The organism is Roseivirga spongicola, from assembly GCF_034376045.1.
Classification (GTDB): Bacteria; Bacteroidota; Bacteroidia; order Cytophagales; family Cyclobacteriaceae; genus Roseivirga; species Roseivirga spongicola.
Map to the genome: position 1 here is coordinate 4,001,931 of NZ_CP139724.1, position 18,738 is coordinate 4,020,668.

Sequence of the window (18,738 nt, forward strand, 5' to 3'; positions counted from 1 at the left end):
GAGACCCCGATAATTCGAGGTGGGGCAAGGTTTTATGGCGAAGCAATCTTTCTGTTAGAAGATCTACTGCTCAGAACAGACAGATTGCCACGTTCCAAAATTTCACTACGTTCATTCTGCTCCTCGCAATGACCTCTAAGACCCAATCACCAATTCAATTCTTAGGCCTCTCGAGGTGGTCATGGTGAAAAGTTGAGTGGCTAGGTTACTACACTGTTTTCCGTTTTTCGGTTTACCCTGCACCTTCGTTGGTGTTGCCACCAATGAACTCTTCACCTATATTATTCCATCACACCAACTCTCCTCCTCGTTCACCGCTCGCTGGGCCAAGTTTAATTACTCTATCGGCAGAGGCAATCATGGTTTTATTATGCTCAATGAAAATGATGGTATCTCCTTGGTCAATCAATAACTGAAACACCTCATTTAGTTGAAGAATATCGAAATAATGTAATCCTGTGCTTGGTTCATCAAATAGGTAAAGCGTAGCGCCCTTCTCTCCTTTCTTGCTCTTGCCAATTATCATAGAGTTGGCCAGCTTTAATCGTTGCGACTCACCTCCCGACAAAGTATTACCCGACTGCCCCAAAATCAGATGTCCTAAGCCCACATTCTTCAAAATGTTCAGGCTACCTACAAGGGTACTGCTCTGGAAAAAGTCAACCGCTTCTTGCACTGTTAGCTGTAAAACCTCACCTATAGACTTGCCTTGAAAGGTGACTTCTAAAATCTCTTGGTTATAGCGTGTACCTTGGCAAGTATCGCAGGTTAGCCAGATATCGCTCATAAAATCCATGGTGGTTTTGAGCATTCCATAACCTGCACAGGTGGGGCACTTACCTCGCTTACTCTGGTAAGAAAAGTCAGCTCGTTTCCACCCACCCGCATTGGCCGATTCGGTTTTGGCATAAATAGCTTTTAGCTCATCTAAGATTCCTGTATACGAAACAGGAGTAGTTAATCTGTTGACAGTCAAGCCTTCTTGAGTAATCATCAAAACCTCCGAAAATTGCTCTAAACCAAATACTGACGAACAATTAATTGCTTTTCCTTTTTCCCAAGAACGATAAAGTACCTCTTTCACCAAACTCGATTTCCCACTTCCCGATACGCCTGTAATCGCAGTGATTTGCCCAGCGAAAAAGTCCACATTAATCTGCTTTAGATTGTGCGCAAAAGCACCTTTCACCCCAAAAGCTTGCCCTGCCGAGTTTTCACTTTTCTTTACGTTCTCTCTTCGTTCATTTAAAAGTTGAGCTGTTACCGATTCTTTCACTTTACTTACACCTTCAACCGTTCCCTGATAAATGAGCTCGCCACCATTTCGACCAGCCTCAGGTCCCATTTCAATCAAGTAATCAGCCTGACCAATGAAGACAGGATCATGCTCTACCACCACCACAGTATTGCCATTGGACACCAGTTTTTTCAACGCTTTTGAAAGTATGAGTACTTGTTCTTCATCTAACCCAATAGTCGGTTCGTCTAACACGTAAATCACCCCGAAAAGATGCTTAGAAAGTTGACCAGCAAGTGTTACTCGCTGACGTTCACCACCCGAAAGGGTGCTCACTGCTCTGTCGAGGTTTAGGTAACCCAACCCTAAATCGATCATCGTTTGCAGCGATGCTTTCACCGATGGCAACACCACCTGAGCAATTGCCCATACCGTAGAATCATTAGAAGCTGAAGTTTCTTCCAATAATGACAAACATTCACTGATGCTCAGTGATGAAAGTTCGTGTATGTTTTTGCCCAAGAAAGTGGGAGTTAACAACTCTGGTTTCAGTCGGCTACCCTGGCAAGTAGCGCAAGTCACTTCGTGCATTAAACTTTCAAAATCGCTCAACTTTTTGTTGTGCAACCTGCGTTGATATTCTTCGTCAATATAGCGGCAAAAGCCTTTCCAAGGGGCTTTAATTTCTTGCTGGCCCTCTCCTGTTTTGGTTTTGTACTGCCAAGTGGTTTCCCAAATTTGGTTGCCCGTTCCATATAGAATGGCTTCTTGAATTTCAGGATCGAGTTCCTGCCACGGTTGCTCTAAATTCCACGACTTTTGGTGCGCAACTTCTTTCAACGTAGCCATAAACTGACCGTCTACATCGGCATAATAGGCAATAGCTTTGTTGGTTGAAACAGCTCCTTCAAAAACCGAATCACGTGGGTTCACAATAATTGCTTCAGGGTCGCATTTCAGCTGAATTCCCATGCCTTCGCAAGCTGGGCAAGCTCCCAAATAATGATTGAAAGAGAAATGCTGTGCCGTGAATACTTCTCCCTGATGTTGGGCAATTCGTGAGTACAGCAATCGAAAGGCATCGTGAATGGTAGATTGTGTTCCCACCGTAGACCGTTTAGATGGGCTGCCACCTCTTCGGTTAATGCCAATGGCTGGCCCCAAACCACTGAACGATTTGATTTCTGCTTCGCTATTTTGCTGCAAAAAGCTTCTGTGGTACGTAGAAAGTGATTCGGTAAATCGGGCATTCGACTCGGCAAAAAGCGTGTCGTAAACCAACGATGATTTTCCACTTCCAGAAAGACCCGTTACTACCGTTAGCTTGTTTTTAGGAACCCGAACATCTACATTTTTAAGACCATGAGTTGTTACTCCTTCCAAGAAAATTTGGTTCGTTAAAAGCTTTTTGGTTGACGCTTGACTCTTTTGAACATTTACCCTAGTTCTGCTTTGTTGTGGTACTCCCTGGTAAAGAATGGTTCCACCTTTTTGACCACTTTCTGGCCCTAACTCAATGTGCCAATCACTGTGGGCAATCACCGTCTCGTTCTGTTCAATACACACAATGGTGTTTCCCTTTTGCTTGATTCTTTCGAACAAACGCAAGAGCGAATGGATGTTATCGTGGTGCAGGCCAATGCTCGGTTCTATGATTACGTAAAGCGTATCGCCCGTATCTTTTTTCTGTAGTTGATTGGCGATTTTAATTCGCTGGGCTTCGCCACCAGACAAGGTGGAAGAAGACTGACCTAAAGTAAGGTAACCCAAGCCCATTTCTTCTAACAGTTGAAGTCCTGCAAGTACTTTTTTGTCTTTTGAAAAGAACGCCACTGCGTCAATCACCGACAATCTATACACATCGGCTATGGATAAGCCTTTGTACTTCACCTCTAGCGTTTCTTGGTTAAACCGATCACCATTACAGGTTCCGCAAACAAGCTCTACATTACCGAGAAAGTGCATCCCGATCTGAATCTTTCCCGCCCCTTGACAAGTCTCACAGCGTCCACCTTTATTGTTGAATGAAAATCGCGACTTGGTAAATTTCCTTTCTTTCGACTCTGGCAACTGCGCAAATATATCGCGGATATAATCTGACAAGCCCAAATAAGTAGCAGGGTTGCTTCTTGGCGTTTTTCCGATGGGCGAATGATCGATAAAAATCAGTTTATTGATGGCTTCTAGGTTTCGATGTTCGTTAACTTTCACTTTCCCATCTACCGAAACACCTAACTGCTGCTCTACCGCCTTGAGCAAAGTACCTTTCACCAAGCTCGACTTGCCTGCTCCCGACCGGCCACTCACTACATTGAGTTGCCCCAGATGAAAGCTAACATCAATATTTTTGAGGTTTCTTTCAGAACAACCGATGAGTTCTATCGCTGCTTTCTTTTCGGTTGATTTTGGTGTAGAAACCGTATCAGTTGTCGTTTGTAAAGCTCTAAAAGTAGGACTCGTTGCTGCCAAATCTTTTTGTTGAAGAAAATCAGACAAAGCTCCGTTAAAGATGAGCTCTCCTCCATTCACTCCCGCTTCAGGACCTATTTCTATGATATGATCTGCACTTTTAATGGTGGCCAAATCATGCTCTACCACAATTACAGTATTGCCCTTGCGCACCAACTCTTTGAAGTGATGAATCATTCTTTGCTTTTCGTGCCAATGCAAACCAATGGATGGTTCATCGAACACGTAAAGCACATCGCTAAGCGGCACTAAAATCTGATTGGCCACGCGAATTCGTTGTATTTCACTTGCTCTGAGCGAAGCCGAAGGTCGGTCTAAGGTAAGGTGCCCCAACCCTAAATCTGCCAGTAAATCGGTTTGAGCTTTTATTCTTTGTACTATCTCGGTGGCGACTTCGTTCCAATTGTTTGCTTCTATCCAAGCTTTGAGTTCATTCAATTCGAAACGGCTAACCTCTGCAATGTTTTTGTCTTGCACCCGAACACTCAGCGCATCTTGATTGAGTCTTGCCCCATGGCATTCAGGACAAGTAACTGCGCTCACAAATCGGAGAATGTTCGGGTTCCTATCGCGCTTCAAAATATCAGCCATGATGGTAAGAATGCCTTTGTAATAGCCTTCTTCCCTGGGTTTAGCCTTCATGCCTGTCCACCGTAAACGCGATTCTAAGGTGTGTTTACCGAAAGGCACTTTTATCTTGTCACTACCGTGAAGAATCACATGGCGTTGAGCATCGGTGAGATCGTTCCAAGGAACATCAACACTAAAACCCTCGGCTTCGCAAACTTGATTGAGTACATCAATAGTTACCTGAGAATACGTAATGTAGCCATTGGGCAAAGTGGTGGCCAGGGCGCCTTCTCTAATGGTTTTCTCAGGAAAAGCGACCAGCTTGTTGACATCAATTTGCTCTTCTTGGCCAATTCCGTTGCAACGTGGGCATTTGCCGATAGAAGAATTGAAGGAAAATAGTGAACGTGTGGGTTTTATATTTCGCTGTGTCTCTCCTGTTCTGGCAAATAGTAATCGGAGTAGATCGTGTATATCGGTAAGGGTTCCTACGGTAGATCGAGCATGAGAGCCACTTGTGCGCTGACCAATGGCAATTACTGGAGAAAGCCCTTCAATTTCATCAACTTCTGGACGATTCAGTTTGCCCATAAATTTTCGGGCGAAAGAAGGCAAGGTTTCGAAGTACCTACGCTGCCCTTCTTGGGCTATAATATCGAAGACCAAACTCGACTTTCCCGAACCTGAAATACCCGTGACTACAATCAGTTGATTGTGGGGAATTTTAAGCGAAATATCCTTTAGGTTATTGGCTTTAGCACCTTTTATAAGAATGGCAGGCTGCGAACTCTCTTGCATTCCGTGAAATTAGTAAAAGCCCTATGGAATGCTAATTATGCCTCTTGTCACCAGCAAGTAAAATCAGACCGATTATATTCAAACATAGAAGTCTTAGACGCTAAGACTAGTAAGGATCATGCTGAGGTACAAAGCATCTTATGCAGCCTAGTAGTCCTGTTAATCAATCTAGCTTCTACCCCTGCCCTAAAGGGTGAATGATGAAGATTTCGAACTGATGAAGCTAAAATCCCCTTTAGGGGAGTTAGGGGTCATGCTGAGGTACGAAGCATCTTATGCGGCCTTGCAAATCCTTGCTTGCGGATAGGATTCTTCTCTGCGTTCAGAATGACTTAGACGCAACCGTATCGGTAACCGCCTGTGCCCTTGCTGTATTGTCACCAACTAGCAAAGTAAGACTGATTGTATTCAAATATAAAAGTCTTAGCGAGACGCTAAGACTAGTGAGAGGTTTTATATTTCGTTGGGTCTCTCCTGTTCTGGCAAAAAGTAATCGGAGTAGATCGTGGATATCGGTAAGAGTTCCTACCGTAGACCTTGCGTGAGAACCACTTGTGCGCTGACCAATAGCAATGACTGGAGAAAGCCCTTCAATTTCATCTACCTCTGGGCGATTGAGTTTACCCATAAATTTTCGGGCGAAAGAAGGCAAGGTTTCGAAGTACCTGCGCTGCCCTTCTTGAGCAATTACATCGAAGACCAAGCTAGACTTTCCAGAACCCGAAATACCCGTAACTACAATCAACTGATTGTGGGGAATTTTAAGCGAAATATCCTTAAGGTTATTGGCTTTAGCACCTTTAATAAGAATGGCAGGCTGCGAACTCTCTTGCATTCCGTGAAATTAGTAAAAGCCCTATGGAATGCTAAACCTCACTTGGTCTCATATGTCTTAGCCAGATGCTAAGACTAGTTAGAGCTACGGCTTACCATATTACCCTTGCAAATAAACCCCGAATTAACTTTCTTGACCTCAAGAAAACACACACATATTCAATCTCCCCTGTGATTTTCTTAAAAACTTAAAAGGTGCATATAGCAGCACACCAATATGGTGTGCTAACGCTCACGTTTATGGGCATTAGCACACGTTGTACAGCGTAAAAAAGTAATAACAGGCAATCAATGAAAATTTTTAAAGTTGAAATCTCCAAGTTTAGGTCAATCGATAAAGGAGAGTTTCATTTAAGCCAATTAAATGCAATTGTAGGGCAAAACAACTCTGGAAAATCGGGAGTTATGAGAGCATTAAACTCTTTTTTTAATCCAAAAAATGAAATCGAATATTATAAGGATGGCACTAACCTTTATAGCTCTACTAATACAGTACCAAGAATAACTATTGTTTTTACGAATGTTCAACAAGATTCTATCCTAAGCAAATACGTTCAGAACGGTTATCTATCCATCAAACATGAGTATAATAAAAAAAGAAAAAGATTAGACTACTCGGTATTTGATACCAACAAAAAATACCGTGCATTAACTGAAGATGAATTAGACCAATTGCATCAGGGTATTCAATTTGTTTTGATTCCTTCTGAAAGAGGTTCTATGCACAACCTAAGAAATGAAACCGGTGTTTTGAGACAGCTTTTTGATACTTTTTTCACTAGTCATACTGCAAAAAGAGATACGTTAACACCTAAAGTAAAAAGTGCGTTCAATTATTTTAAGGATAATGCTCTAAACAAAGTTGCTCAAGGAATTGAAGGAAAATATTTAGCAAAAAGAGGCTTTAAAATAAACATAGACAGTCAATTCCCCTTGAGTTACGACTTGTTCGTCAATGATTTAATAATAAAAATAAGTGAAGGGGATAGAGATTTTAGTTTAGAAGAATGTGGTAGTGGTATTCAAAGTTTAGTAGCGATTTCTGTATATAAATATTTAGCTGAGCTAAACCATTCAAATTTCATTATCGGAATAGAGGAACCTGAAGTCAATTTACATCCACAAGCGCAAAAAGAGTTAATTCATTCTTTGTTAGATGAAATCAATGAAAATGATGTCCAGATTATTTTCACAACTCATTCTACTGTAATTATTGACCAATTAGACCATTCTGACATTATATTAGTTAGAAAAGTAACAGACCCTAAAAGGAAGTTTAAAACAAAAATCAAACAGTTATCCTCAACATTTTGGAATGATTACAGTCTTGATGAATTAAAATACAATAAGTTTCACAGGTTTAGGAACTCTGAGTTTTTTTTCGCTAACCATATATTAGTTACAGAAAGCGACACTGACTCTGAAGTCTTCAGGGAACTTCTGGATAGAAATAAGATTAACATCGAAAAATCTGGTATCTCGGTACTAGAATTAGGAGGAATAACATCATTAAAGTACGCCTTTTATCTAATTCGGGATTTAGAGCTTGAAAAGACCTTTGTAATTGACAAAGACTTTTTCTTCCCATATTCAAATAACAAAAAAGTGGACAGTAGAGATGGTAGAGGATTCTTTAAGTACGGTAAAACATTTAAATCGAATCAACTAATAAACGAGCTTTTTGATAACGAAAGTAAGAGATCAATAATCGAAGACTATCTTGCAAACAACCACACTAAGTCGTTACAACTTACACCTGATTTTGATGTCATATGCATGAAATATAATTTAGAAATGGATTTACTAGCTACTTCTAATTCACAAAATGTAGTTTACAACTATTTAAATGTACAACCAGAACAAAGAAATACAGCATACCTTTTTTTGAACAAAGAAGATGCTTTAAAAGAGGTATCCCTACTATTGCATGTAATTCAGAATTCGACAAGACAAAATCTTCCCTATTCTTATAGATACATAATTAAACGCTTCGAAAAGTATGCTAACAAATAAAAAAGCTGTACAACAATACCTATGACACCATGTCGTGTCGGTGGATTACGATAGGTTTGTAGTTACTTGATAGACCGCGAATTCTCTGAATGCGCCTAGTGTGAAAAAGAAATTACTATGCGAATTCAAAGATTTCGCTACTTAGATAAACGAAATACGAACTTAAACACGCCATGGTCCATACCCAAACCATTCTCATTCCCCCTCCCATTCACCATCAAACATTAAACTTTGAACATTCACCATTAAACCTTAAACATTGAACATCAAACATTCAACATTAAGCCTGCGGTCGATTAAACAATATTAACATCCTCCCTCAGTTACCCTTTTGAATTAATTACTATTTTTGACTTCAAATCATTCTGCATTGGCTAAGGAAATCAAGAAACATAAGCGCAAAAAGAAACTCGGATCATACCACTACGTCAGTGTCATCTTTAGTGCAACTCTAGCCTTATTTGTCATCGGTTTATTCGGCATAGTTATTCTGCAAGCCAACAAGCTTACTTCTATTATCAAGCAGAATATTGAAGTACAAGTCTATCTGAACAAAGACCTTTCTAATAGCCAAAAGAACAGAATTCAAAGCACGCTCACTTCTAGCGATTTCATTCTCAATGAAGAAGGAGAAGAACCGATTAACTTTATTTCTAAAGAAGAAGCGGCCACCCAGTTTATTGAAGAAACCGGAGAAGACTTCACTGAATTTTTAGGTGAGAATCCGTTGAGAGATGCCTACGTAATCAGAATTGCACCAACCTATCAGACCAATACCAAACTGGATAGCATAGCGAATGTCATTGAAGATATCAGTGGTGTGTATGAAGTAACTTACGTGCAAAACTTGGTCGACTCAATTAACAGCAACCTAACCAAACTCAGTCTTATTCTGGTGGGTATTGCTGCCCTATTGACCATTATTGTCATTCTGTTGATCAACAATTCTATTAAGCTAGCATTATTCTCACAGCGATTCCTGATCAGGAGTATGCAGTTGGTTGGAGCCAAAAGCGGATTCATCAAGAAGCCTTTCCTTTCTAGGTCTTTGCTTCATGGTGCCATTGCTGGTTTAATTGCTTCAGGACTTTTATTTGGGCTCAAGCAGTTTGCCAACCAAAAAGTGGAAGGCTTAGATCAGCTTCAGCAGCAAGAATTGATATTAGCGCTTTATGGCGTTTTGATTTTATTAGGGGCTTTAATCTCTTACTTTAGCACCATCAAAGCCATGAACAAGTATTTGAAAATGTCTTTGGACGAACTCTATTAGTATGTCGGAAAAGAAAAAGAACAACTTCGCTTTCAGCAAAGAAAATTATAAGTGGATGCTTATCGGATTAGGAACCATATTGGTTGGTTTCGTTATCATGTCATTAGACGGTGAGCAGCACGGACAAGGCTTCTTAGGCCTAACCCTCGGCCCAATCGTAATTATGGCTGGCTTTATCCTAGAGTTCTTCGCTATTTTCAAAAAATCAAAATAAATGACTTGGTTCGAAGCCCTAATTCTTGGCTTGGTTCAAGGGTTAACTGAGTTTCTCCCTGTAAGCAGTAGCGGACACTTGGAGATTACCAAAGCCATTTTTGGCGATAATAGCTTACCAGAAGAAAGCTTACTAATGACTGTGGTTTTGCATGCAGCCACTGCTTTGAGCACCATTGTCATCTTCCGAAAAGATATTGCTGAAATACTCAGGGGATTACTCCAATTCAAGAACAATGAGGAGTTTCGATTCTCTTTGAAAATCATCATTTCTATGATTCCTGCAGCCGTGGTTGGTGTTCTTTTTGAAGAAGAGATTGAGCAGTTTTTCGGTGGAAACCTTCTGCTGGTAGGTTCTATGCTTATCCTCACTGCTGGCTTACTTTTCTTGGCCGATAAAGCCAAAAGCACATTGAATCCTGTGTCTTACAAAAACGCATTTGTAATAGGTGTGGCTCAGGCAGTAGCTATTCTACCTGGAATTTCAAGATCTGGAGCAACTATTTCTACCTCAGTGCTTTTAGGAGTAGATAGACAAAAAGCAGCGCGTTTCTCCTTTTTAATGGTCGTACCATTGATTTTAGGGAAAATGGCTAAAGATATTTTGAGCGGAGACTTGGCCGAAACACAAACCGAGACCAGCCTTCTTATAGTTGGTTTTATAGCTGCATTTGTGGCTGGTTTAATCGCTTGCCAATGGATGATTGCGCTGGTAAAGAAAAGTCAACTTAAATATTTCTCCTTCTACTGCCTGATTGTTGGTATTATTGCCATCATCTACACCCTAGCTTAATGCTGAATTTAGATCCGGAACTAAGTAAGCAAGAAAACTTTCTTGCTGGTCAGGTATTACTGATCGACAAACCATTGGAGTGGACTTCTTTCGATGTTGTAAAGAAGGTTCGCAACAACATCAAGATTAAGAAAGTAGGCCATGCTGGTACCTTAGACCCATTGGCTACAGGCTTGCTCATTGTCTGCACAGGCAAAATGACCAAGTCTATTGAGACTTTTATGGGGCAGGAAAAGGAGTATACTGGTTCCTTCACTATCGGTCAGACCACTCCAACCTACGATTTGGAATCGGAACCTACAGAAGCGGTTGCCATAGACCATATTACTGAGGCCGGCCTAGAAAAGGCCAGACAGCCATTTTTAGGAGAAATCAGCCAGACCCCTCCCATTCACTCTGCCATTAAAGTGGGCGGAAAGAGAGTTTACGAACTGGCTCGTAAGGGAGAAGACGTAAAGTTGAAATCGAGACAGGTGACTATTTCAGAATTCGAACTCACCAAAGTAGATTTACCCCGAATTGAATTCCGTGTAGTTTGTTCAAAAGGCACATACATTCGTAGCTTAGCTAACGATTTTGGTGCAGCCTTAGGTGTGGGAGCACATTTAAGTAGCTTGAGAAGAACTAAAATTGGCGAATTTGATGTTGAAAATGCTTATCAGTTAGAACAACTGATAGACTTTCTAAAAGAGCTTTCATGAAGATTCATCTGGGAACAGAAGCTATTGAAAATATAAAAAATGCCGTTGTTACTTCTGGCACTTTCGATGGCGTACACATGGGCCATCAGAAAATCATAGATCGCCTAAAAGAAGAAGCCCGCAGAATTGATGGCGAAACAGTGCTCATCACCTATTGGCCTCATCCTAGGTTGGTTTTAAAGCCTTGGGACAGCTCACTCCAACTGCTTTCTACTTTTCCAGAAAAAGCAAACCTGCTAGAAGAGTACGGTATCGACCATTTGGTTAAAGTGCCTTTTACTAAGGAGTTTGCCTCCATGCAGGCCGAAGATTACATTAGAGTAATACTCAGTGAACGCATTCAAACCAAGAAAATAATCATTGGCTACGATCACCGTTTTGGTAAAGACAGAAGTGGTGGTTTGGAAGAGCTACACCAATTTTCTGATAAATATTGCTACGAGGTAGAAGAAATTCCTCGTCAGGATATTGAAGAAATAGGCATCAGCTCTACAAAAATCCGCAGAGCCTTAGAGGTTGGAGATGTACAACAAGCCAATACATTTTTAGGAAGAAACTATGCCATTACTGGCCGTGTAGTGCATGGTGAAAAAATTGGCAGATCTTTAGGATTCCCTACAGCCAACATTTCCATTAAAGAAAACTACAAACTCATTCCTGCCGATGGTATATATGCCGTTCGTGTTTGTCTTAAGTACAACAAATTCGATGGCATGCTCAACATTGGTAACCGCCCAACCATTGGTGGCGACCATAAAACAATTGAAGTAAACATTTTTGACTTCAATGAAGATATCTATGAGAGTGAGATCTCAATTGAATTTGTAGATTTGATTCGGAAGGAAATTAAATTCAGCTCGCTCGATGCGCTGAAGGAGCAGCTCAAAATTGACAAGCAGTCGGTTACTGAGCGATTAAGTAAACTATAAAATCAATTGCTATGATTAATAAGGTGGTCAACAATGCTGAAGAAGCCATTGCAGACATTCCTGATAACGCCACACTCATGTTGGGTGGTTTCGGCCTATGTGGAATACCCGAAAACTGTATCAGTGCACTAGTAAAGAAAGGCGTAACTGGCCTTACTTGTATTTCTAATAATGCTGGTGTAGATGATTTTGGAATCGGCCTAATGCTTCAAACCCGTCAGGTTAAAAAAATGATCTCCTCTTACGTAGGAGAGAATGCTGAATTCGAAAGACAGCTACTTTCGGGTGAATTGGAGGTAGACCTAATTCCACAAGGTACTTTGGCCGAAAGAATTAGGGCTGGTGGAGCTGGTATTCCTGCATTCTTCACTCCTGCTGGTTATGGAACCGAGGTAGCTGAAGGCAAAGAAGTAAGAGAATTCGATGGTAAACACTACTTATTGGAATCTTGGCTGAGGGCAGACTTTGCCTTAGTGAAAGCTTGGAAAGGCGATAAAGCTGGTAATCTAGTCTTTAAAGGAACGGCTAGAAACTTCAACCCAATGATGGCCACTGCTGGTAAAATCACCATTGCAGAAGTTGAAGAGCTAGTTGAAGTTGGTGAGTTAGATCCAAACCAAATTCATACTTCGGGTATTTTCGTTCAGCGAATTTTCGAAGGAAAAAACTACGAAAAGAGAATCGAACAGCGAACTACTAAAATTAAATGATTTGATGATTAGATAATTCGGTAATTTAATAATGCACTTAACAAACACACATGAGAACAGACAGAGAATTGAGGTTCAAAGGTTCGATTATAAAAGTGCTTTCGAAAAATATATCGACCAGTAAATCATCAAATTGACTCATCTTCAAATTTTCAAATTATGTCTTTAGACAAAATAGGTATAGCAAAACGTATTGCCCAAGAAGTTCAAGATGGCACATACATCAACTTAGGCATTGGCATCCCTACCCTAGTGGCCAACTTTATTCCTGACAATATTAATGTGGTGCTTCAATCTGAAAATGGGCTATTAGGTATTGGTCCTTTCCCTGAAGAGGAAGAAGTAGATGCTGATTTAATCAATGCAGGAAAGCAAACGGTGACAACCATGGCTGGTTCTTCACTTTTCAGTTCAGCAGAAAGCTTCGCTATGATTCGCGGTGGCCATGTAGACCTCACTATTCTTGGAGCTATGGAAGTATCAGAGAATGGCGACATTGCCAACTGGAAGATTCCAGGCAAAATGGTGAAAGGCATGGGTGGAGCTATGGACTTGGTGGCTTCGGCAGAAAACATCATTGTAGCCATGCAGCACTGCAGCAGAAGTGGAGACTCTAAATTATTAAAAGAGTGTACCCTTCCTATTACAGGTATCAGATGTGTAAAAAAGATAGTGACAGACTTAGCCGTAATGGATGTACTTCCTGAAGGTGGCTTTAAACTAATTGAAAGAGCACCTGGCGTATCTGTTGAAGAAATAGAAGCTGCTACAGAAGGAAAACTAATTATTGAAGGAGAAATTCCTGAAATGCAAATAGACTAACTAATACAGAAATGAAAGATTCAGAGATTAAGCTGAAAATAAAACTAGACAAAGACGCTATTCCAGAAACCATTACCTGGGATGCTACCGACAAAGACATTCCTGGAGAAGAGGAAACAAAGGCCTTTAACCTGGCCATTTGGGATCACAACACCATGAGCACTTTGCGCATTGATTTGTGGAACAAAGAAATGCCTGTAGACGAAATGAAGCGCTTTTATGTGGATTGTTTAGGTGGTCTAGCACAAAGCATATTGAACTCTACTGGAGACGAATTCATGTCTTCTGCTATGAACAGGCTTTGTGATAAACTGGTAAAACACCTTGAAGAGGAAAACCGCAAAAATTCCCAATAGAATTCACCCTATATGCTATAAAACCGCGCTTTGCCGTTCTTGCAGAAATATTATGCATGACGAATAAAATTACGCGCGGTACTTTTTAAACATCAAAAACATTGTATTTTTGGACTGATGCCTATGATTCAATTTCTGAGATCATAGGACCGCCAAACTTTATTTGTTTCAAAAACCTTAGTATGAAGAACTTGATGAAAATTTTTAAAGGTCTGCTACCGGTCCTGCTCTTAATGCAATCGATTACTGCGCTTGCTCAAGATCAGGTAAAGATATCTGGTAGAGTTATTGACGCTGCTAGCAGTCAGACCCTACCCGGAGTTAACATTCGGGTAAAAGACAAAGTGGTTGGAACAATCTCAAACGCCAATGGAGATTTCAACCTCACTGTCAATCAATCAGCACCACTAACATTGATTTTTTCTTATGTTGGCTACACTCCACAAGAAGTAGAAATCACTCAATCAAATGTTACTGGGTTAGAAATAAAAATGGAGGAACAAATCATATTCGGTCAAGAAGTAGTAGTATCTGCTTCTAGGTTCGAAGAGAACATCCTCACCTCTCCTGTTTCTATTGAAAAACTAGACATTCTGGATATTAAAGCCACTGCAGCCCCTTCATTTTATGAAGGCTTAGCTAACCTAAAAGGTATAGACTTTAGTACCCAAAGTTTAACGTTTAAATCGATCAACGCTCGTGGATTTGGAGCAAACGGTAACACCAGATTCGTTCAGTTGATAGATGGTATAGACAATCAAGCACCAGGCTTAAACTTTGCCGTAGGTAACATTGTAGGTATTAACGACCTAGACCTTGAGTCTGCTGAATTAATACCTGGTGCAGCTTCTGCCCTTTACGGACCAAACGCGATAAACGGTATTTTACTGCTAAACTCTAAAAACCCTTTCGAGTATCAAGGACTTAGCGTTTATGCTAAAACTGGTTTAAACAGTGTAGATTATGGTGCTTCTGAAGAACAAGAGTTTTACCAAGATTATGGATTTAGATGGGCTAAAGCCTTCAATAACAAACTAGCATTTAAAGTAACAGGTTCTTACCTAAGAGCTACAGACTTTGTAGGTATAGACACAAGAGACCAAGGTTTGGCTACTGGTGGTGCTGTAGAAAGAGGCACTACCGAAAGAGGTAACAATCGTTTTTATGATGGTGTAAACGTATATGGTGACTTCGGTATTACCGTAGGGGCTGTAGCAGATGCTGCCATTGCAGGTGGAACAACTTCTTTAGTTCCATTAAGAACCCTTTTCCCTGACGATCAGGACGGATATTTTACTCCTACTGGTTTCACCGAGAACTCGTTCGTAGACAATACTACTGAAAGTATAAAGTTTGGAGGTGCGCTTCACTACAGATTGAATGACAAACTAGAGTTATTCGGTCAAGTAAATTATGGTGCAGGTAGCACGGTATACACTGCCAACGATAGATTCGTACTAGATAATTTCTCAATTACTACTGCCAAAGTAGAATTAAGAGGTTCGGAATTCTACGCTAGAGCTTACACCACCCAAGAGAACTCAGGCGATAGTTACGCAGCTAACACCTTAGCTTCATTGATTAACCAGCAAACTTACTTATCTCCGTATCTTCAGACTTTTGCAGGTGCAAGATTAACAGGTGCATCAATTGAACAATCTCACGCTGCAGCACGTCAGGCAGCAGATGCAGCTCAGCCTCAACCAGGTTCTGCTGAATTCGAAACCTTAGCCAATTCACTAAGACAAGTTTCTATTGCCGATGGTGGTGCTAAGTTCTTAGACAAATCAGCACTTTGGCATATGGAAGGTAGCTGGGATTTAGGTGAAAGAATTGAGTGGGCCGATGTAGTAGTTGGTGCAAACTGGAGAAGATACTCATTGAATTCTGAGGGTACTCTTTTCGCTTTAACTAATGATGGCGAAGAAGTAAGCATAGATGAGTTTGGTGCTTATACTCAAGTTTCTAAGAACTTTTTAGACGACAACCTGAAGCTTCAAGGCTCGGTTAGATATGATAAAAACGAGAACTTTGAAGGCCAGCTTTCTCCAAGAATTTCAGCAGTTGGTACAATTGCAGACAATCACAACATTAGAGGTTCATTCCAGAGAGGTTTCCGTATCCCCACTACTCAAGATCAATTCATTGACTTAGATGTGGTTTCTAGAAGACTAATTGGTAGCAATGAGCTATTGGTAAATAGATACAACTTCTCTCCTCAAAACACTTACAGAAGTGAAAGTGTAGCGGCTGCTAGAGCTGCTGGCAACCCAGATCTTTTGGTTTTGGAAACTAGAGTAGACGATGGTTTTAAAACTGAAAAGGTTAACACCTTCGAAGTAGGATATAAAGGTCTTTTCCTAGACGGTAGACTTCTTGTTGATGCTTACTACTACTACAGTAGATACTCAGACTTCATTGCGGAGATCGATTTCACTCAAGCAGTACCTAATGGTATTAGAGGTTCAAAAGTAGACGATAGCCCTGCTGTTCGTCAAGATATAGTTGATGGTTCTGTTCCTACACAAAGATTCGGTTTTGACATCAATGCTGATGGTAATGTAGAAGCACAAGGTTGGGCTGTTGAAGTTGATTATACCTTAGATGGTGGCTACTACCTTGGTGGTAACGTGGCATTCAACCAACTAATCTCTCAAAGCGACCTTATTGCTCAAGGCTTTAGAGCTTCTTACAACACTCCTGAATATAGATTCAATCTGCAAGTAGGTAACCGTAAGGTAACTGATAAGCTTGGTTTCCAAGTAAACTATAGATGGCAGCAAGCATTCCTTTGGGAATCTTCTTTTGGTACTGGTGTAATTCCTGATTTTGGAACACTAGATGCTCAGGTTTCTTATAAAGTGCCTGAGTGGAAGTCTACCTTAAAACTTGGTGCTAGCAATATTCTTAATGAGCGTTATACAACCTCATTTGGTAACCCAACATTAGGTAGCATCTACTACTTCCAAATCACGTTTGACGAATTCTTCAATTAATTGAGAATGAAAATGAAAAGACTTAAAACATACTTATTCGCTCTACTTCCGCTTGCTTTCATTACGTTTAGCTGCGATGAAGAAGACATACTAGTACAAGAACAGCTAGACAATAACCCGCTACCTGGTGCCGAAACTGGAGACGGTGGAGTATTAGACCTTTCCAATTATATCTCGCTAGGTAATTCAATTACAGCGGGTTTTATGGACAATGCGCTCTACACCAACGGGCAGAACCATTCATTCCCTAACCTATTGGCAACTCAGTTTGCTATTCAGGGTGTAGGAGGTGGTTCTTTTAACCAACCAGATATTAATTCAGCTAATGGTTTTTCAGGGGTTTCAGGAACTAATATCTTAGGAAGATATGAGCTAAGCCTTGCTCAACAAAGACCAGTGCCAACAGTGGGTGAAGCAATTGGTGACTTTAGCGGAAACAAGTCAGAGTTGAACAATTTTGGTGTACCAGGTATGAAAATAACTGATGCAACAAACCCTGGCTTTGCAAATCCATATTATTTGAGGTTTGCCTCTAACCCTGGTACTAGTACAGTGTTGGGAGATGCCTTGTCTACCACACCTACTTTCTTTTCTTATTGGTTAGGCAACAATGACATTCTTGGTTACGCTGTTGCTGGTGGAGTTGACGAAAGTAGCATTACTAGTCAACCTAACTTCCAAAGTGCACTAGAACAGTCTTTAGGCGCGTTGGTACAGTCAGGCGCAGAAGGAGTAGTAATGACACTCCCTCCTTTTGTACTGCTTCCTTACTTTAGAGCAGTAAAATGGAATGCCATTACGCTAGATCAAGCTACCGCAGATCAGTTGAATGCAGGTCTTGGCTCTGTAAATCAAGTGCTAGAAGGAATGGTTGAAGCCAATCTGATTACTCAGGCAGACTACGATGAAAGAGAAATCTCTTATTCTGCTGGTGCAAATCCAATCTTGGCTCACGACACTGAACTTGAAGACCTAGGTCCAAAATTTGACTTATTACTTCTATTAAACAGAATCAGTGCGGCTCAAAGAGAGCAGCTAAGACCTTATGAGCAATCTCGACCGTTGAGAAATGGTGAGTTACCATTATTGACTGCAGGTTCTCTATTAGGTACTGAAGCTGATGGTGATAACTCAGCCAATACCCCTACTACTACTATTGGTGCGGTTATCCCTCTCGGATACAACCTTTTAAATCCATCAAACTCAGATGGTGATGGCCTATTCCTCAATATAGAGGAGTTTGAAACCGTAGTAGAAATGACAGCTACTTATAATGCTACAATTGCAGGAGTTGTTGCGGGAATCAACGCACAGGCTAATGGATCAATCACCTTAGTAGATGTTCAGCCTGCTTTTGCAGATGCCTTTGGACTTTCGCCAGCTTTAGCAAATGCGTTGTTCGATCCATCGAATGGTGCAAACCCAGCCTTAGCAGCTTTCGCAGATGCAGCAGAAGCAAGAGCAGATGGCACTTTAGGTATTATGATAGAAGGCCACAACCTTCAACCAGACTTTGCTCCTAACGGTATTTTCTCAACCGATGGTATTCATCCAAACCCAAGAGGTCATGCCATTATCGCTAACCTTATTATTGAGGCATTGAATAATCAAAAAGGTGCTGATATTCCTATGGTAAACGTAACTGCTCTAAGAGGCATACTCGCAAGAGACTTCTAAAGCAGAAGTATTGAAATTATATTGAAAGAGGCTTCGGCCTCTTTTTTTTATGCATAAAAAAAGAACCCCGAAGACGTATTCTTCGGGGTTCACCTCAACCAAATAGATTATTAACCATCAACTTCACTAACCAACCAGGTTACGATTGTAACCACAACACATAATAGGCAAAGGCATTGCCAACTAACTCTAAACATCATAAAACATTGACAATCTGTTACTTACACAAAACTTATGATGTGCCAAAAATCAAAATCAAGACCATAGCTAGACTTCATTCCCATAATGGGATTTTTATTAACTCTTCAAGAACGCATAAGCTTTTTGAAATGAGTTATTCTCACTTATGA

The 18,738-nt window shown here is 40.7% G+C and carries 13 protein-coding genes; 11 read left to right on the forward strand and 2 right to left on the reverse strand.

All coding sequences use genetic code 11. The annotated features are described in order from the left end of the window. Positions 1 to 289: 289 nt before the first annotated feature. Complete coding sequence (locus T7867_RS17570; RefSeq protein WP_068221482.1) at positions 290 to 5,074, reverse strand: excinuclease ABC subunit UvrA; 4,785 nt, start codon at positions 5,072 to 5,074, stop codon at positions 290 to 292. Between the two features lie 322 nt (positions 5,075 to 5,396). Further along, positions 5,397 to 5,909, reverse strand: coding sequence for a hypothetical protein (locus T7867_RS17575; protein ID WP_068221478.1), 513 nt, complete (start codon positions 5,907 to 5,909; stop codon positions 5,397 to 5,399). A gap of 290 nt (positions 5,910 to 6,199) precedes the next feature. Here T7867_RS17575 and T7867_RS17580 point away from each other — a divergent pair, with 290 nt between their 5' ends. The 11 genes from T7867_RS17580 (at position 6,200) to T7867_RS17630 (ending at position 18,388) form a co-directional block, all read left to right on the forward strand. Further along, positions 6,200 to 7,921, forward strand: a complete 1,722-nt coding sequence (locus tag T7867_RS17580; RefSeq protein WP_068221476.1) for an ATP-dependent nuclease — start codon at positions 6,200 to 6,202, stop codon at positions 7,919 to 7,921. 370 nt (positions 7,922 to 8,291) lie between these two features. Next, on the forward strand, positions 8,292 to 9,191 hold the full coding sequence (locus tag T7867_RS17585) for a cell division protein FtsX (RefSeq protein WP_068224075.1): 900 nt from the start codon (positions 8,292 to 8,294) through the stop codon (positions 9,189 to 9,191). A 1-nt stretch (position 9,192) separates the two neighbouring features. Further along, the gene (locus T7867_RS17590) at positions 9,193 to 9,405 is read left to right on the forward strand and encodes a DUF3098 domain-containing protein (RefSeq protein WP_068221474.1); all 213 of its coding nucleotides are present in this window, start codon (positions 9,193 to 9,195) and stop codon (positions 9,403 to 9,405) included. Next, entirely contained in the window at positions 9,406 to 10,197 is a 792-nt protein-coding gene (uppP, locus tag T7867_RS17595; protein ID WP_068221472.1) for an undecaprenyl-diphosphatase UppP, read from the forward strand. Then, positions 10,197 to 10,898 (forward strand): tRNA pseudouridine(55) synthase TruB, encoded by a 702-nt coding sequence (gene truB, locus T7867_RS17600; protein WP_068221470.1) that lies wholly within the window; start codon positions 10,197 to 10,199, stop codon positions 10,896 to 10,898. Before uppP ends, truB begins: the two co-directional genes overlap by 1 nt. Beyond that, positions 10,895 to 11,827 (forward strand): bifunctional riboflavin kinase/FAD synthetase, encoded by a 933-nt coding sequence (locus tag T7867_RS17605; protein ID WP_068221468.1) that lies wholly within the window; start codon positions 10,895 to 10,897, stop codon positions 11,825 to 11,827. Before truB ends, T7867_RS17605 begins: the two co-directional genes overlap by 4 nt. 11 nt (positions 11,828 to 11,838) lie before the next feature. Beyond that, positions 11,839 to 12,537 (forward strand): CoA transferase subunit A, encoded by a 699-nt coding sequence (locus T7867_RS17610; protein ID WP_068221466.1) that lies wholly within the window; start codon positions 11,839 to 11,841, stop codon positions 12,535 to 12,537. A gap of 159 nt (positions 12,538 to 12,696) precedes the next feature. Further along, the gene (locus T7867_RS17615) at positions 12,697 to 13,359 is read left to right on the forward strand and encodes a 3-oxoacid CoA-transferase subunit B (protein ID WP_068221464.1); all 663 of its coding nucleotides are present in this window, start codon (positions 12,697 to 12,699) and stop codon (positions 13,357 to 13,359) included. An 11-nt stretch (positions 13,360 to 13,370) separates the two neighbouring features. Continuing rightward, the gene (gene gldC / locus T7867_RS17620) at positions 13,371 to 13,715 is read left to right on the forward strand and encodes a gliding motility protein GldC (RefSeq protein WP_068221462.1); all 345 of its coding nucleotides are present in this window, start codon (positions 13,371 to 13,373) and stop codon (positions 13,713 to 13,715) included. A gap of 233 nt (positions 13,716 to 13,948) precedes the next feature. Beyond that, positions 13,949 to 16,711, forward strand: a complete 2,763-nt coding sequence (locus T7867_RS17625; protein ID WP_068224074.1) for a TonB-dependent receptor — start codon at positions 13,949 to 13,951, stop codon at positions 16,709 to 16,711. 12 nt (positions 16,712 to 16,723) lie between these two features. Then, positions 16,724 to 18,388, forward strand: a complete 1,665-nt coding sequence (locus tag T7867_RS17630) for an SGNH/GDSL hydrolase family protein (RefSeq protein WP_157717633.1) — start codon at positions 16,724 to 16,726, stop codon at positions 18,386 to 18,388. Positions 18,389 to 18,738 lie beyond the last annotated feature (350 nt).

Excerpts from the sequence above, each read along its gene's own strand:
- T7867_RS17590 (WP_068221474.1), top strand. The coding sequence starts at position 9,193 with ATGTCGGAAAAGAAAAAGAACAACTTCGCTTTCAGCAAAGAAAATTAT.
- T7867_RS17630 (WP_157717633.1), top strand. The coding sequence starts at position 16,724 with ATGAAAAGACTTAAAACATACTTATTCGCTCTACTTCCGCTTGCTTTC.
- T7867_RS17610 (WP_068221466.1), top strand. The coding sequence starts at position 11,839 with ATGATTAATAAGGTGGTCAACAATGCTGAAGAAGCCATTGCAGACATT.
- T7867_RS17580 (WP_068221476.1), top strand. The coding sequence starts at position 6,200 with ATGAAAATTTTTAAAGTTGAAATCTCCAAGTTTAGGTCAATCGATAAA.
- T7867_RS17575 (WP_068221478.1), bottom strand. The coding sequence starts at position 5,909 with ATGCAAGAGAGTTCGCAGCCTGCCATTCTTATTAAAGGTGCTAAAGCC.
- T7867_RS17570 (WP_068221482.1), bottom strand. The coding sequence starts at position 5,074 with ATGCAAGAGAGTTCGCAGCCTGCCATTCTTATAAAAGGTGCTAAAGCC.
- T7867_RS17615 (WP_068221464.1), top strand. The coding sequence starts at position 12,697 with ATGTCTTTAGACAAAATAGGTATAGCAAAACGTATTGCCCAAGAAGTT.
- uppP (WP_068221472.1), top strand. The coding sequence starts at position 9,406 with ATGACTTGGTTCGAAGCCCTAATTCTTGGCTTGGTTCAAGGGTTAACT.
- T7867_RS17625 (WP_068224074.1), top strand. The coding sequence starts at position 13,949 with ATGCAATCGATTACTGCGCTTGCTCAAGATCAGGTAAAGATATCTGGT.
- T7867_RS17605 (WP_068221468.1), top strand. The coding sequence starts at position 10,895 with ATGAAGATTCATCTGGGAACAGAAGCTATTGAAAATATAAAAAATGCC.
- truB (WP_068221470.1), top strand. The coding sequence starts at position 10,197 with ATGCTGAATTTAGATCCGGAACTAAGTAAGCAAGAAAACTTTCTTGCT.
- gldC (WP_068221462.1), top strand. The coding sequence starts at position 13,371 with ATGAAAGATTCAGAGATTAAGCTGAAAATAAAACTAGACAAAGACGCT.